The organism is Mycobacterium toneyamaense, assembly GCF_055384815.1.
In genome coordinates, this window is sequence record NZ_AP040333.1 from 1,261,546 (window position 1) to 1,274,406 (window position 12,861).

The window sequence follows — 12,861 nt, forward strand, 5'->3', positions numbered from 1 at the left end:
TCTCCTACCGTAGATCACGGCGCCGGAAAGCCAAGGCGCCCAGGATGATCAGAGTTGCGTCCAGAGCCAGCAGCCAGACCAGTGGCGTCGCGGTGAAGGTACCCGAACCAACCCGCGGGATATGGCTGAACGGATCGAGGTCCAGCACCCAGTGCGGTGAATTCGCCAGCGAACCAAGCAGATACACCGCGATGAAGCCGACCAGGGCGCCCCACGCCACCGGAGTGAATCGCGGCGCTGCCCCGAACAACACGGTCGTCACTGCGATCAGGAGCCAGATGGCGGGCAGTTGCACTGCTGCCGAGCCCAGCACCAGGGGCAGTTTGCCGCCGAGGTCGTCGGCCGCCGCGCCGTACGTCAGGCCGGCCAGCAGGCCCGACGTCAGCATCGCGACCGTGGTGCCGGCGAGCGCGATGGCCAGATAGCCGGTCAGCCAACGGATCCGGCTCACGGCTCCGGCGAGTAACGTCTCGGCGCGCTGGCCGGTCTCCTCTTGATGCGGCCGCAGGGCCAGCGATACCGCGAACGCGGCGGCGACCATGCCGAGCATGTTGAAGGCGATCGAGATGAACGCTTCCTCCAGTGCGCTGGTACCGCCGAGACGCGTGATGATGTCGCGTGCCGAGCCGCTGCCGCCCAGCTCGTCGCCGATGCCGTGTACGACGCTGCCGACGAGCAGCCCGTACAGCCCCAGCCCGACGGTCCATACCAGGACCGAGCCGCGGGTCAGCCGCCAGGCCAACCCTGTTGGGCCGCTGAGCATTCCGGTGGCCCGAGGCCGGCCGCGCCGCTCGGCGAACATCCCGGCTCCGACATCGCGGGCGCCCTGCAATTGGTACGCCAGTACCACCAGGGCGACGGTCAGTGTCAGGTGCAGTGCCAGCACACCGAACCGGTCACCGGCATACGGGCGGACCAGCAGTGACCAGCCCAGGGGAGAGGCCCAGGACAGTTCGCTGCCACTGGCGTCGCCCACCGCGCGCAGCGTGAACGCGGCGCCGAGAACGCCGAAGGCGATACCGCGGGCGACGCGCGCGCTGGCCGAGAGCTGCGCGGCCACGGCGGCGACGGCGGTGAACACCAACCCGGAGGCGGCCAGCGCGCAGCTGAACGCCAGTGAACCCGCCACGGGCACATCGGTATTCAGGAGGCCGAGGAAGCCGAGCCAACCGGTGAGCAGCGAGCCGCCACCGGTCAACAGCAGCGCGGCGGTCAGGCTCGCGTTGCGGCCGACGGCCGTCGAGTCGATGAGTTCGGTGCGGCCGGCCTCTTCATCGGCGCGGGTGTGCCGGATCATCGTGAGGATCACGGCGACGGCGATCAGCACGTGGAACATGCCGGCTTTCCAGATGCCGGCCGCGCCCAGGCTGTCGTTGTAGATGTTGCCGTAGATCGCGCGCTGGGCCGGGCTGGCCATGATGCTCGCCGCGAATCCGGCGCGGGCCGCCGCGGTGGGGTAGACGGCCTCGATGCTGCCGATGTACACCGTGGACAGTGGCAGAGACAGCAGCAGCACCCACAGGGGCAGCACGATCCGGTCGGTGCGCAGGTAAAGACGAAGCAGCCCAAGGGTTCCGGTGAAGCTGGAGGCCCCGGCGGCCGGCCGGGCGGGCCGGGCCGGGCGGTCCAGGACGGCGGTCATGCCCGCACCTGCTCGGGTTCGCGGCGGTTCCGGCCACTGTCGTAGTGCCGCAGGAACAGATCCTCCAGCGTGGGCGGCTGGCTCACCAGTGAGCGCACACCGGCATCGCCGAGTGCCTTGATGACCGCGCCGAGACTCTCCGATTCGACGCGGGCTGTGAGCATCCGGCCGTCGAAGAAGATGTCGGAAACCCCTGGGAGGTGGTCGATCCGGCCCGGGTTGTTGATCATGTCGGCCTTGATGGTGGTGCTCGACAGGTGCCGCATCGACTCCAGCGTTCCGCTCTCGACGGTCCGGCCGGCCCTGATGATCGTCACCCGCTGGCACAGTCGCTCGGTCTCGGCCAGGATGTGGCTCGACAGCAGGACGGTGGTGCCCCGTCCGGCGGCCTCGGCGACGCACTGCTGGAAGATGTTCTCCATCAATGGATCCAGGCCGCTGCTGGGTTCGTCGAGTAACAGCAGGTCGGCGTTGGAGGCGAAAGCCGAGACCAGGGAGATCTTCTGCCGGTTGCCCTTGGAGTACGTACGGGTCTTCTTGGTGGGGTCCAGGTCGAACCGCTCGGTGAGCTCGGCGCGGCGTTTTTCGTCGATGCCACCGCGCATCCGCGCCAGCAGGTCGATCGTCTCGCCGCCGGTCAGCGTCGGCCACAGCGTGACATCGCCTGGCACATAAGCGATGTGGCGGTGCAATGCTGAACCACCCCGGGTTTGATGCACACCTTCTTTCGAGGGAAGGTCGTTTGCATCATGCCAAGGAAGTACGACGACGAGTTCAAGGCCCGAGCGGTCCGGTTGGTCACCGACCATGCCGAGGAGTACGACACCCGCACGGCCTGCATCACCGCGGTCGCCAAGCGGTTGGGGGTGTCGTATGAATCACTGCGCCGCTGGGTCAACCAGACCGAGGTCGACACCGGCCAACGTGACGGGGTGCCCACCGACGTCGCCCGTGAGAATAGAGAGCTGAAGCGCAAGAACCGCGAGCTTGAGGAAACCATCGAAATCCTCAAGGCGGCAACAAGTTTCTTCGTGCGGGAGAGCGACCCGCGACACCGTTGATTTGTGCGTTCATCGCCGAGCATCGTGCTCGGTTCGGGGTCGCTCCGATCTGCCGCGTGCTCACTGAGCACGGCTGCCAGATCGCCCCGAGAACCTTCTACGCCTGGCTGACCCGCCCCCCATCCGCTCGGGCGCTGTGGGACACCGTCATCACCGAGGTGCTCGCCGGCTTCTACGAGCCAGACGAGCACGGCCGACGCAAACCGGAGTCACTGTACGGGGCTACCAAGATGTGGGCTCACCTGCACCGACAAGGCATTGTGGTGGCCCGCTGCACCGTGGAGCGCCTCATGCGGGCCAACGGCTGGCGCGGGGTTACCCGCCGCAAGAAGGTCCGCACCACGATCGCCGATCCCGCCGCGGCGCGGGCGGCCGATCTGGTCAAACGCCGGTTCCGGGTGCCCGCGCCCAACGTGCTGCTGGTCGCGGACTTCACCTACGTACGGCTGACCAACGGAACGTTCGTCTACACCGCATTCGCCATCGACGCCTACGCGGGCCGGATAGTGGGATGGACCTGCTCGGCCAGCAAGGAGGACCGGTTCGTGCGTCAGGCGATCCGCCACGCCGCCCAACTTCGTATCGACGAGGGTAATCCATTGTTGGGCAACACTATTCACCATAGCGATGCGGGCTCTCAATATACGTCTGTGCGGTTCGGCGAGACCCTGGCGCTGTCTGGACTGGTGGCCTCAATCGGGACAGTCGGCGATGCCTTCGATAACGCTCTGGCGGAGACGACCATAGGGCTCTACAAGACTGAAGCCGTCCGCGATGACTCGCCGTTTCGGCGCGGCCCTCTGAGCCGTCTGACCGACGTGGAGCTGCTCACCGCCGAGTGGGTGCACTGGTACAACGCCGACCGGCTCATGCACCGCCTCGGTCGCATCCCACCCCTGGAGTACGAAGCCGTCCACTACGCTACAAACGCGGCCAACTCAGAGGCTGCACACCAGTAACCGGTGTGCATCAAACCCGGGGCGATTCATGCCACGGAGTCGGTCCACGGGTCACCGCCGAGCAGCCGGACCGAACCAGAGTCGGCGCGGACGAGCCCCAGCAGGATGCGGATCGTCGTCGACTTGCCTGCGCCGTTGGGCCCCAGGAAGCCGTGCACCTCGCCCCGCTCGACCCTCAGGTTCAGTCCGTCGAGTGCCCGGACCGCCCCGAAGTTCTTTGTCAGGGTGTCGATTTCGATAGCGGCGTTCACATTCACTCCTCAGTGGTGGTGACGATGGGTTGGCCTGATTCCTGTTGCGCCAGAAAGGCTTCGTACATCGTCGAATCGACCATCAGGCCCTCGGTGTACACCTCGAGTGCGGGCAGCACCATGTCCTGCGCGTAGTCGTGCAGCACCTGGCGGTAGTCCGTCGGGTTGTCGTGCAGCTGGATGTACGTCAGGAAGGCGCCGCCACTGGTCAGCGCCAGGAAGCGGGCCCGCGCTCTGGGGTCGTGACTCGGCTTGATGGTGCCGGCGCGGACGCCCTCTTCGAGATAGCCTTCGGTGTTCTCGATCATGTTCTGCCACAGCGACTTCGACAGTTCGCCGCCGGTCTGCAATGCCTGCATCAGGTAGGCGGTCATGGGTGCGAAGGATTCGATCTCGGCGAGCTGCGCGAACCATGCGCTCGGGCTGGCGTTCTGCATCGACTCGGTCTTGGCGGCCCGGACGGTCTCGATGACGTACGCGTCGCAGGCTTCGCGCAGTTTCTCCTTGGAGCCGAAGTGGTGGATCACCAAGGCCGCGCTGACCCCGGCGGCCGTCGCAATGCTGCGGACGCTGGCCGAGAACCCCTGCTGGCCGAACTGCTCGATGGCCGCATCGCGGATACGGGCGACGGTGGTGAGGTCCTCGACTGAACGCATGTTTAGTACGCTAAACACGCGTTCAGTCGGTCGTCAAGCGTCTGACCCGTCAAGAGCCCGTAAAGATTCGACAGCGACGTCAACGGCACGGCGTGAGCCGGTGCTTGGCGGCCGTTGATCCAGCGGCGAGCGTGCGTGTCTGCAGCCGCCACGCCGTCCGGCGTGTGCATTTTGGTCCCGCTCAGCGGCGGCGAACGTGCGCGAACAGCACGGGTGGAGCGGCGTATCTAGGTGCAGACACGCACGCTCGCGGGAATGGCTAGGAGCCTGCTGAATAAGGCGGTTTTGGGGCGGGGTGCCTCAAGGCGCTCTGTGGCGCGTGTGTGTTGTGAGTCAGACCCGAGGGTCGACAATTCGAGGGTCACCCCGCCGCATTGAGCGTGGCATCTGGTGCCGCGGGTGGCAATGCCCGGTCGTGTCAGGCGATGGCCCAGTGGGTGCCGGTGTGGGTCAGGCCGAGGGTGATCAGCCGGCGCAAGTTGAGGGCGGCGGCGCGGTGGTGCAGCCAGTGGTCGTTTTTGATGGCGCCGCGGTAGCGGACTTTGCGGTTGCCGCGGGTCAGCCAGGCGATGGAGCGTTCCACCATGGGCCGGTGTTGGCGGTACTCGTCCCGCCACCGGGGAGTGCGCGCTGCTGCGCGGGCGGCACGTAGCAGCGGTTCATGCTCGCTGATAGTGAGGTTGCGTCCCCGTGACGCGGTGGTGCACTGGGCCCGTAATGGGCAAGTGCGGCAATGCTTCTCAAATCTCGCGCCACCTTTAGGTGCGATATTGACGGTGTGCCCAGCCGGGCAGGTCACGGTGCGGGCATCGAAATCGATAGCGAAGTCATCGCTGGTGAACCCGCCGGGCACCGGGGTCCGCAGTGGCAGCGGTTTGATCACCGCGACATGCTTGAGTTCGGCGAGGGTGGCGCGGGCTGCTCCGGTGCCGTAGGCCGAATCACCGAGCACCCGCACCGGGGCATTCTCATCCTGGAGCAACCCCAGCCCGACGACCGCTTCGTGGTTATCGGCACCACTGGCTTTGGTCAGCGCGCAGTCGGTGATGATCCCGGTATCGGGTTCGATCGCGATGTGGGCCTTGAAGCCGTCCTGGCGGCGGCGCACCGTCTTATGGGCGTGCCGGGCATCAGGATCCACGGTCGAGACGACACGGTCCTCGGCGACTTTCTGCGCGATACGCCACTGCCCGTCGGTGCCATCCGAGCCTTCGACAGGTTCGACGTCCTGCCCGGCGATCAACGCCAACAGGGCCACCGCCTCGGCGGCCCGCGGTCCGAGCTCCTGCTCGGGCAGATACCCCAACACTCGGTGCGCGTCGCCGACCAGGGCGTCGATGAGCTGATCGCGGGCGGCTTTGTCGTTCCAGGCGATCGCTGGTTTACCCGGGTCGTGGTAATTGTGCGCCGTGCAATGAGTCTCGATCACCTCGGCGGCGCCGGGGACGTCGCGGCCCACGCGGCGGATCGCGGCGATCAGCTGGGTCACGGTGTCTTGGGTGGCCACCGCGTCATCGAGGACGGTGGAATCGAGCGCCCGCCGGGTCTTGCCCGCCAACACCGCGGTCTGCGCGACCACCGTTCTGACGGCCTCGAAGATCCGATTGGGGCGATCAGAGGCCGCCAGCCGGCGCCGCCAATAGGTCAACGTTGTGGAGTGAAACGCCGGCGCGGTGACCGGCAGCCCGCATGCGGCTTTCCACCGCAGATCGAAGGTGACCGCATCCACCGTCTCGTTGTCCGAGAGCCCGTGCAGGGCCTGCAGCGTGATCACCGACGCCATCACCTCGGCCGGCACACTGGGTCGGCCCCGCCGCGACGGGAACAGATCGGCGAACATCTCCTCGGGAAACAGCTCGTGGCGATGGGCCGCCAGGAACGCAAACACGCTGTCGGGCTTCAGAAGATGCCCGGCAACCGATTCGGCATCCAACAACTCACGCTGATCATCAGAGCGACCCTGCACCCACCAATTATCAGCGAAATCCCAGGTCAACCCCGGCCGCCACACCGATTAATTCAGCAGACTCCTAGTCGCGGACGGCGGCCAGGAGCCCGTCGCCCAGAGGAACCAGGACCGGGGTCAGCCGCTCGTCCTCGGCGATGGCGCGGGTGGCCTCCCGCACGGCCGTCACGTCGCGGTCGTTGGCGGCGGCGTCGCCGGCACGGCCGCCGAGCGCGGCGCGGTGCACCACGATCACGCCGCCCGGTCGCAGCAGGCGGACGCCCTCGGTGACGAACTGCGGCTGGTCGACGGGCTCGCCGTCGATGAACACCAGGTCGTAGGACTCGTCGGCCAGCCGGGTGAGCACTTCCTGCGCGCGGCCCACGATCAGCCGGGTCCGCGACGGCCCGACACCCGCGGCGACGAACGCCTGCTTGGCCAGCCGCTGATGCTCGGGCTCGATGTCGATGGTGGTCAGCACGCCGTCTTCGCGCATGCCGGACAGCAGCCACAGTCCGCTGACGCCGGCCCCGGTGCCGACCTCGACGACGGCCTTGGCCGACGCGATCTTCGCCAGCACGCTCAGCAGTGCGCCGACCGCCGGGGTGACGGGGTTGGCCCCACTCTCCTCGGCCCGCTCCCGGGCCGCGGCGGTGATGGGTTCTTCGGTGATGGACCGCTCGGCGTGCTTGACGATGGCCTCGGCCGTGCTCGCTTTGGGAGCGGCAGCAGCGATGGGCTGGGCCGGTGCCTGCGCGGGTGCCGCCGGGGCCGGCTGCGCCGGGTCAGGCTGGTTGCTACCGGCCGAAACCGTCGGGTCATCGGTGCTGGACATGTGCGCAGCGTAACGAACGCCCAGCGTGCCGCCGCTCAGTACACGCGCAATACGGCCGCGCTCTCGGGCGGCGGCGGAGCAATCCTGAGCGGCGACGCGCCACGCCCGAGGCGCAAGGTTAAGTTTTGGCGAACATATAACGGGTATTCGCAGGTCATGGAGCCGACGCGGGGTTTCTCAGGAAAAGTTCAGTTTGCTCATACATCAACCTCACCAGGGTGGGGAACCGTAATCGCCATGCACGCGAGTGTGAACGATCTGCAAGCCGATTCCGGAGTCCGGCAGTCGCCGGACATCCGCGGGATCGGGAATATCGGACTCCAGGTACCGGTTTCTGCTGATGCGTCATGTGCCAACGACGCGGAAACTACGGAACTGGAGATTGCCACGACCGCCATGCCGGCCCCCACAAAGCTCGCCCCGACCCACATGTCCCATGTCCCGGTCGCCGAAGCCGAAGTGGATTGGGCTGAAGTCAGCGACGAATTGACGGGCACCGCCGTCTTCGATGCCACCGGTGATGTGGCCACCATGCCGTCCTGGGACGAGCTGGTCCGCCAGCACGCCGACCGGGTGTACCGGCTGGCCTACCGCCTGTCGGGTAACCCGCAGGACGCCGAGGACCTCACTCAGGAGACGTTCATCCGGGTGTTCCGCTCGGTGCAGAACTACCAGCCCGGCACCTTCGAAGGCTGGCTGCACCGCATCACGACCAACCTGTTCCTGGACATGGTCCGCCGCCGCACCCGCATCCGTATGGAGGCGCTGCCCGAGGACTACGACCGCGTGCCCGCCGATGACCCGAACCCCGAGGAGCTGTACCACGACTCGCGGCTGGGACCGGACCTTCAGGCCGCGCTCGACTCGCTGCCGCCGGAGTTCCGCGCCGCCGTGGTGCTGTGTGACATCGAGGGTCTGTCGTACGAGGAGATCGGCGCGACGCTCGACGTCAAGCTCGGCACCGTGCGCAGCCGTATCCACCGGGGCCGGCAGGCGCTGCGCGAGTACCTCGCCAGTCATCCGGGTGACTACTCCGAGGCGGCCGCGGCCATCTCCGCCAAGTCCGCCTGAGCGTTGTGACGTATCCGTCCCAGGTTGTCGCGCTACATTCAGTAGTAACGGCAACACGGACGAAGGCGTGGCGCGGAGAGGAGCTCGGTGATGGTCGACCGGGGACAGTTGTTCCGTCGTGCGTTCTCCTGGCTACCCGCGCAGTTCGCCTCCCAGACTGACGGACCCGTCGGCCCACGCCGCTTCGGGTCGACGGAGCACCTGTCGATCGAGGCCATCGCCGCATTCGTCGATGGTGAGCTGCAGATGGGTGCGCATCTGCGCGCCGCCCATCACCTGTCTCAGTGCCCGGATTGCGCCGCCGAGGTCGATGCCCAGGGGCAAGCCCGGAGCGCATTGCGCGATTCGTGCCCGATCATCGCGCCCACTGCGTTGCTGGGTGCGTTGGCGAACATCCCCAACGACACATCGATGCAGTTCGCGGAAATCCAGACATCCGGAATCGATGACCAGGACTTTGCCGATCGGCCGCCGCGGGAACGTCGTCGGCGCCGGTAGGGTTGACCCTGAATTTTGAGTGACCGAGACGCCCGTCAATGCGGGTCGTGCGGATAGAGCCAGCAGATGGGGAGTGGAAAACCGGTGACGAATCAGGACATGTCCGGAGATCGCCCCCGTCTGGCTCCGCGTCCGGTGACGCGTACCCCGGTGGACCCGGCGTCGCAGCGCGCGTTCGGCCGGCCAGAGGGCTTCACCGGTTCCTTCCTCGCCGAGGATCAGATTCGTAACCAGGGCGAGTACACCCCGACCAACCAGGCGCCCGATCCCGTGCTCGCCGAAGCCTTCGGCCGGCCCGCCGGTGGCGTCGATTCCCTGCAGCGCCACCCCGCCGACGCCGGCGCGCTGGAGGCCGAGGCCCAGGACGACGACGACGCTGTTGCCGACCCGTGGCGGGATCCGTCGGCCGCGCCGTCGCTCGGCACCCCGGCACTGCCCCCGCCGCCGCCGGTGGTGGTCGCCGCTCCTGTCGGCAAGCTCGGTGTGCGTGACGTGCTGTTCGGCCGCAAGGTCTCGATGACGGCGCTCGCGGTGCTGGCCCTGCTGGCGTTGGTCATCGGCGTGCTCGGCGGTGTCGTCGGGCGCAAGACCGCCGAGGTGGTCGAGGCCTTCACCACGTCCAAGGTCACCTTGAAGACCAGTGACGGCGGCGACCTGCCCGAGGGGCGGTTCGCGAAAGTCGCTGCCGCCGTGGCGGATTCGGTGGTCACCATCGAGGCGATGGGCGACACCGACGGATCGCAGGGTTCCGGTGTCGTGGTCGACGGCCGCGGCTACGTCGTCACCAACAACCACGTCATCTCCGACGCGGCCAAGAACCCCAGCCAGTACCACATCTCCGTGGTGTTCAACGACGGCAAGCAGGTGCCGGCGAACCTCGTCGGCCGGGATCCCAAGACCGACCTCGCGGTGCTGAAGGTCGACAACGTCGACAACCTGACCGTGGCGAAGTTCGGTGACGCCGAGAAGGTCAAGGTCGGCGACGAGGTCATCGCGGCCGGCGCCCCGCTGGGTCTGCGCAGCACCGTCACGCACGGCATCATCAGCGCACTGCACCGTCCGGTGCCGCTGTCCGGTGAAGGCTCCGACACCGACACCGTCATCGATGGCATCCAGACCGACGCCTCGATCAACCACGGCAACTCGGGTGGCCCGCTGATCAACATGAACTCCGAGGTCATCGGGATCAACACGGCCGGAAAGTCGTTGTCCGACAGCGCAAGTGGTCTCGGGTTCGCCATCCCCGTGAACGAGGTCAAGGCCACCGTCGAGGTCCTGATCAAGGACGGCAAGATCTTCCACCCGACGCTGGGCCTCAACGCCAAGTCGGCCAGCGACAAGGTCGCCTCGGGTGCCCAGGTCGTGAACGTCGTCGCCGGCAGCCCCGCGGAGAAGGGCGGCATCCTCGAGAACGACGTCGTGGTCAAGGTCGGTAACCGCAAGGTCGCCGACGCCGACGAGTTCGTGGTCGCGGTGCGTCAGCTGCAGATCGGCCAGCCGGCGCCCATCGAGGTGATCCGCGACGGCCGGCACGTGACGCTCACCGTCGTTCCCAACGCAGACACCCCGGCCAGCTGATGTTCGGCAACATCGGATGGGGCGAGATGCTCGTGCTGGTCATCGCGGGCCTCGTGATCCTGGGCCCGGAGCGGTTGCCCGGCGCCATCCGGTGGACGGCCGGCAGCCTCAAGCAGGTGCGCGAGTACCTCAGCGGTGCGACCAGTCAGCTGCGTCAGGATCTCGGGCCGGAGTTCGAGGATCTGCGTCAGCCCCTCAGTGAGCTGCAGAAACTGCGCGGTATGACACCGCGCGCGGCGCTGACCAAGCACCTGCTCGACGGTGACGACTCGTTCCTCACCGGCGCCTTCGACACTCCCGCGCCGCCGGACCAGACCAAGCCGCTGACCACGCCCGAGGTCAACGGCATCCCGCCCACACCGGGCGCTCCGGGGGCGGCCCCGCAGTCGCAGACGCCGCAGTTCGACCCCGACGCGACCTGACGCCGCTAGAGATTCAGGGCCTGCAGGCGCGCCGGGTCGCGGTAGCGATCGGCGTTCTCGGCGATCTCTGCTGCCGGCGGCAGGATTTCGTCCGCGGCGACGTAGACGCCGCCCGCGCGCAGTGAGTCGTCGAGCATCAACCAGATCCAGCGGGTCAGGTCGTCGACCAGCGCGTCCTGGGTGTCGCGCAGCGGTTGTTCGAGCCAGTGCCCCGCGGCGGTCTCGACGAGGCCGACGATGCCGTACGACAACCGCTCGGCATCGGCCTTCACATCGAAGGCGGCCACGTACACCTTGAGGACCGCGGTCAGCAGGTTGGCGATGGTGATCTTGATGTCGGCGAACGCGTTGAAGCCCTCGTCGATGGAGCATCGCTGCAGGTACCGGTACAGGTTCGGGTGTTGGGTCAGGAAGTGGACGTGCGCGCTCACGCCGGCTCTGACGATCTGCGCCATGCTGCCCTCGGGCCGCCACACCGGCGCGAGTTCGGCGGTGATCATCTCGCTGGTCCGGTGCGCGACCTCGCGTTGCAGGTCCGCGGCGTCGACGAAGTGCCGATAGAGCTTGGTCCGGCTGACGCCCACGTGCGCGGCGATCTGCTCGGTCGAGGTCTGGGGCCCGTGTTGCTCGATCACGACGAGGGCAGCGTCGATGAACTCAGCGCGCCTGCGCTCGCGTTGGCCGGCCCAGCGACCCGTGGTGGCATCCGCCATGGCTCCTTGTTTACCTCATGTACCTGCCCGGGAGTTACCTGATGCAGCCAATCAGTGGGACTCTGGCTATCTAGTGGTACGTGCCGTACCATCTACGAAACCGCGCCGTGGGCGCCTTCATGTTCAAAGGGGAACGACGATGGATGCTGTCGCCACTTTTCGCCGGGTCGCCGGTCTGCCGGTTGCGGACACGAAACTGACGCCCGCGGTCGACTACGGATTCTTCGGGCCCGACTCGGTCACCTGGCGGGTGTGGAGCTACCCGACCTCGTTGCTGCTGGGCTTCGCCCGCGCCGTGACCATCGAGCACCTCGACCCGTACCTCGCCGCGGCCGTCGATGCCAGTGGTCAGGTGTACGCCCGCACCCGGCTGCGCTACGACCGCACCATGCAGTACTTCGCCCTGGTGGCGTTCGGTGACGCCGAGGCGGTGCTGGACGCCTCGGAGATTCTGGTCAAGATTCACGGCAAGGCCATCGGCACCGAGCCGATCACCGGCAAGCCGTTCGACGCCAACGACCCGTACTCGCAGCTGTGGATCCACCTGACCGCGTGGCACTCGATCCTCTACACCTATGAGATGTTCGGGCCGGGCAAGCTGACCGAGGCCGAGGAACTGCAGTACTGGGAAGAGTGCGCGCGGGCCGCGGAATTCCAGACCATCAACCCCGACGACGTGCCGCGCACGCGCGAGGGCATCCAGCAGTACTTCGAGCAGTACCGGCCGCAGATGGCCGGCTCCGAGGTGGCCCAGAACATGATGAACTACCTCGTCGACCTGGGCTATCACATCCTGCCCGAGCGGGTGCCGAGCTGGATGCGCCGCGTGTTCAACTGGCCGATGCGCCGGGCCATCATCGCGACCATGCCGAAGTGGATGCGCACCCTCGGCGGCATCCCGCAGAACTACTCCGACGACGTCATCGCCAAGCTCATCGCGCGGCCACTGCTGCGGGCGGTCGCGGGCATCCCGCGCCTGGAGCTGGCGATCCTGGACTTCACCACCCCGCACACCACGCCGATCGTCGGCCCGACGCTGATGAAGATCCCGGCCCAGAACCCCGTCACCTACACGCCGGCCGAGGCCCGCGCGAAGTGGGGCCGGACCACGCCGTTCGAGCAGTATCAGGCGCTGCTGGCCAAGCGGGCACTCGGGCAGGGCCCCAAGCCGTACGAGCACAACCACAGCGACGCGCTGCTGGAATTCGAAGCACACGCCGGCTGATTCCG

The 12,861-nt window shown here is 67.3% G+C and carries 12 protein-coding genes and 1 pseudogene; 6 read left to right on the forward strand and 7 right to left on the reverse strand.

What is annotated here, in order from left to right; translation table 11 throughout:
- Nucleotides 1-4: 4 nt before the first annotated feature.
- A complete protein-coding gene (locus ACZ5IQ_RS06215) occupies nucleotides 5-1,642 on the reverse strand; it encodes an ABC transporter permease (protein WP_212812635.1) in 1,638 nt (545 codons plus the stop codon).
- Nucleotides 1,639-2,517, reverse strand: coding sequence for an ATP-binding cassette domain-containing protein (locus ACZ5IQ_RS06220; RefSeq protein ID WP_464481430.1), 879 nt, complete (start codon nucleotides 2,515-2,517; stop codon nucleotides 1,639-1,641). Before ACZ5IQ_RS06220 ends, ACZ5IQ_RS06215 begins: the two co-directional genes overlap by 4 nt.
- On the opposite strand from ACZ5IQ_RS06220, the gene ACZ5IQ_RS06225 reads away from it, so the two are divergent.
- Nucleotides 2,437-3,662, forward strand: a protein-coding gene (locus ACZ5IQ_RS06225) for an IS3 family transposase (RefSeq protein ID WP_464481431.1) whose coding sequence is annotated in 2 segments (ribosomal slippage) — nucleotides 2,437-2,665 and nucleotides 2,665-3,662 — 1,227 coding nt in all. Because the reading frame shifts where the segments join, the coding sequence is not laid out codon by codon here. The genes ACZ5IQ_RS06220 and ACZ5IQ_RS06225 overlap by 81 nt on opposite strands.
- Nucleotides 3,663-3,694: 32 nt before the next feature.
- Here ACZ5IQ_RS06225 and ACZ5IQ_RS06230 read toward each other — a convergent pair.
- The 4 genes and pseudogenes from ACZ5IQ_RS06230 to ACZ5IQ_RS06245 all read right to left on the reverse strand — a co-directional run.
- Nucleotides 3,695-3,919: pseudogene (locus tag ACZ5IQ_RS06230) on the reverse strand (ATP-binding cassette domain-containing protein); the annotation flags it as partial.
- Nucleotides 3,916-4,569 (reverse strand): TetR/AcrR family transcriptional regulator, encoded by a 654-nt coding sequence (locus tag ACZ5IQ_RS06235; RefSeq protein WP_406802099.1) that lies wholly within the window; start codon nucleotides 4,567-4,569, stop codon nucleotides 3,916-3,918. The pseudogene ACZ5IQ_RS06230 and the gene ACZ5IQ_RS06235, both read right to left, overlap by 4 nt.
- A gap of 418 nt (nucleotides 4,570-4,987) precedes the next feature.
- On the reverse strand, nucleotides 4,988-6,535 hold the full coding sequence (locus ACZ5IQ_RS06240) for an IS1182 family transposase (RefSeq protein WP_464480974.1): 1,548 nt from the start codon (nucleotides 6,533-6,535) through the stop codon (nucleotides 4,988-4,990).
- A gap of 64 nt (nucleotides 6,536-6,599) precedes the next feature.
- Nucleotides 6,600-7,349, reverse strand: coding sequence for an O-methyltransferase (locus ACZ5IQ_RS06245; protein ID WP_244872643.1), 750 nt, complete (start codon nucleotides 7,347-7,349; stop codon nucleotides 6,600-6,602).
- Between the two features lie 237 nt (nucleotides 7,350-7,586).
- Here ACZ5IQ_RS06245 and sigE point away from each other — a divergent pair, with 237 nt between their 5' ends.
- The 4 genes from sigE (at nucleotide 7,587) to tatB (ending at nucleotide 10,918) form a co-directional block, all read left to right on the forward strand.
- Nucleotides 7,587-8,420, forward strand: coding sequence for an RNA polymerase sigma factor SigE (gene sigE / locus ACZ5IQ_RS06250; protein ID WP_212812632.1), 834 nt, complete (start codon nucleotides 7,587-7,589; stop codon nucleotides 8,418-8,420).
- Nucleotides 8,421-8,510: 90 nt separating this feature from the next.
- Complete coding sequence (gene rseA, locus ACZ5IQ_RS06255) at nucleotides 8,511-8,918, forward strand: anti-sigma E factor RseA (RefSeq protein ID WP_212812631.1); 408 nt, start codon at nucleotides 8,511-8,513, stop codon at nucleotides 8,916-8,918.
- 84 nt (nucleotides 8,919-9,002) lie between these two features.
- A complete protein-coding gene (htrA, locus tag ACZ5IQ_RS06260) occupies nucleotides 9,003-10,496 on the forward strand; it encodes a serine protease HtrA (protein WP_346416948.1) in 1,494 nt (497 codons plus the stop codon).
- The gene (tatB, locus tag ACZ5IQ_RS06265; RefSeq protein WP_212812630.1) at nucleotides 10,496-10,918 is read left to right on the forward strand and encodes a Sec-independent protein translocase protein TatB; all 423 of its coding nucleotides are present in this window, start codon (nucleotides 10,496-10,498) and stop codon (nucleotides 10,916-10,918) included. Before htrA ends, tatB begins: the two co-directional genes overlap by 1 nt.
- 5 nt (nucleotides 10,919-10,923) lie before the next feature.
- Here tatB and ACZ5IQ_RS06270 read toward each other — a convergent pair whose 3' ends face one another.
- Nucleotides 10,924-11,631 (reverse strand): TetR/AcrR family transcriptional regulator, encoded by a 708-nt coding sequence (locus ACZ5IQ_RS06270; protein WP_212812629.1) that lies wholly within the window; start codon nucleotides 11,629-11,631, stop codon nucleotides 10,924-10,926.
- 139 nt (nucleotides 11,632-11,770) lie between these two features.
- On the opposite strand from ACZ5IQ_RS06270, the gene ACZ5IQ_RS06275 reads away from it, so the two are divergent.
- Nucleotides 11,771-12,856 (forward strand): oxygenase MpaB family protein, encoded by a 1,086-nt coding sequence (locus ACZ5IQ_RS06275; RefSeq protein WP_212812628.1) that lies wholly within the window; start codon nucleotides 11,771-11,773, stop codon nucleotides 12,854-12,856.
- Nucleotides 12,857-12,861: the final 5 nt, after the last annotated feature.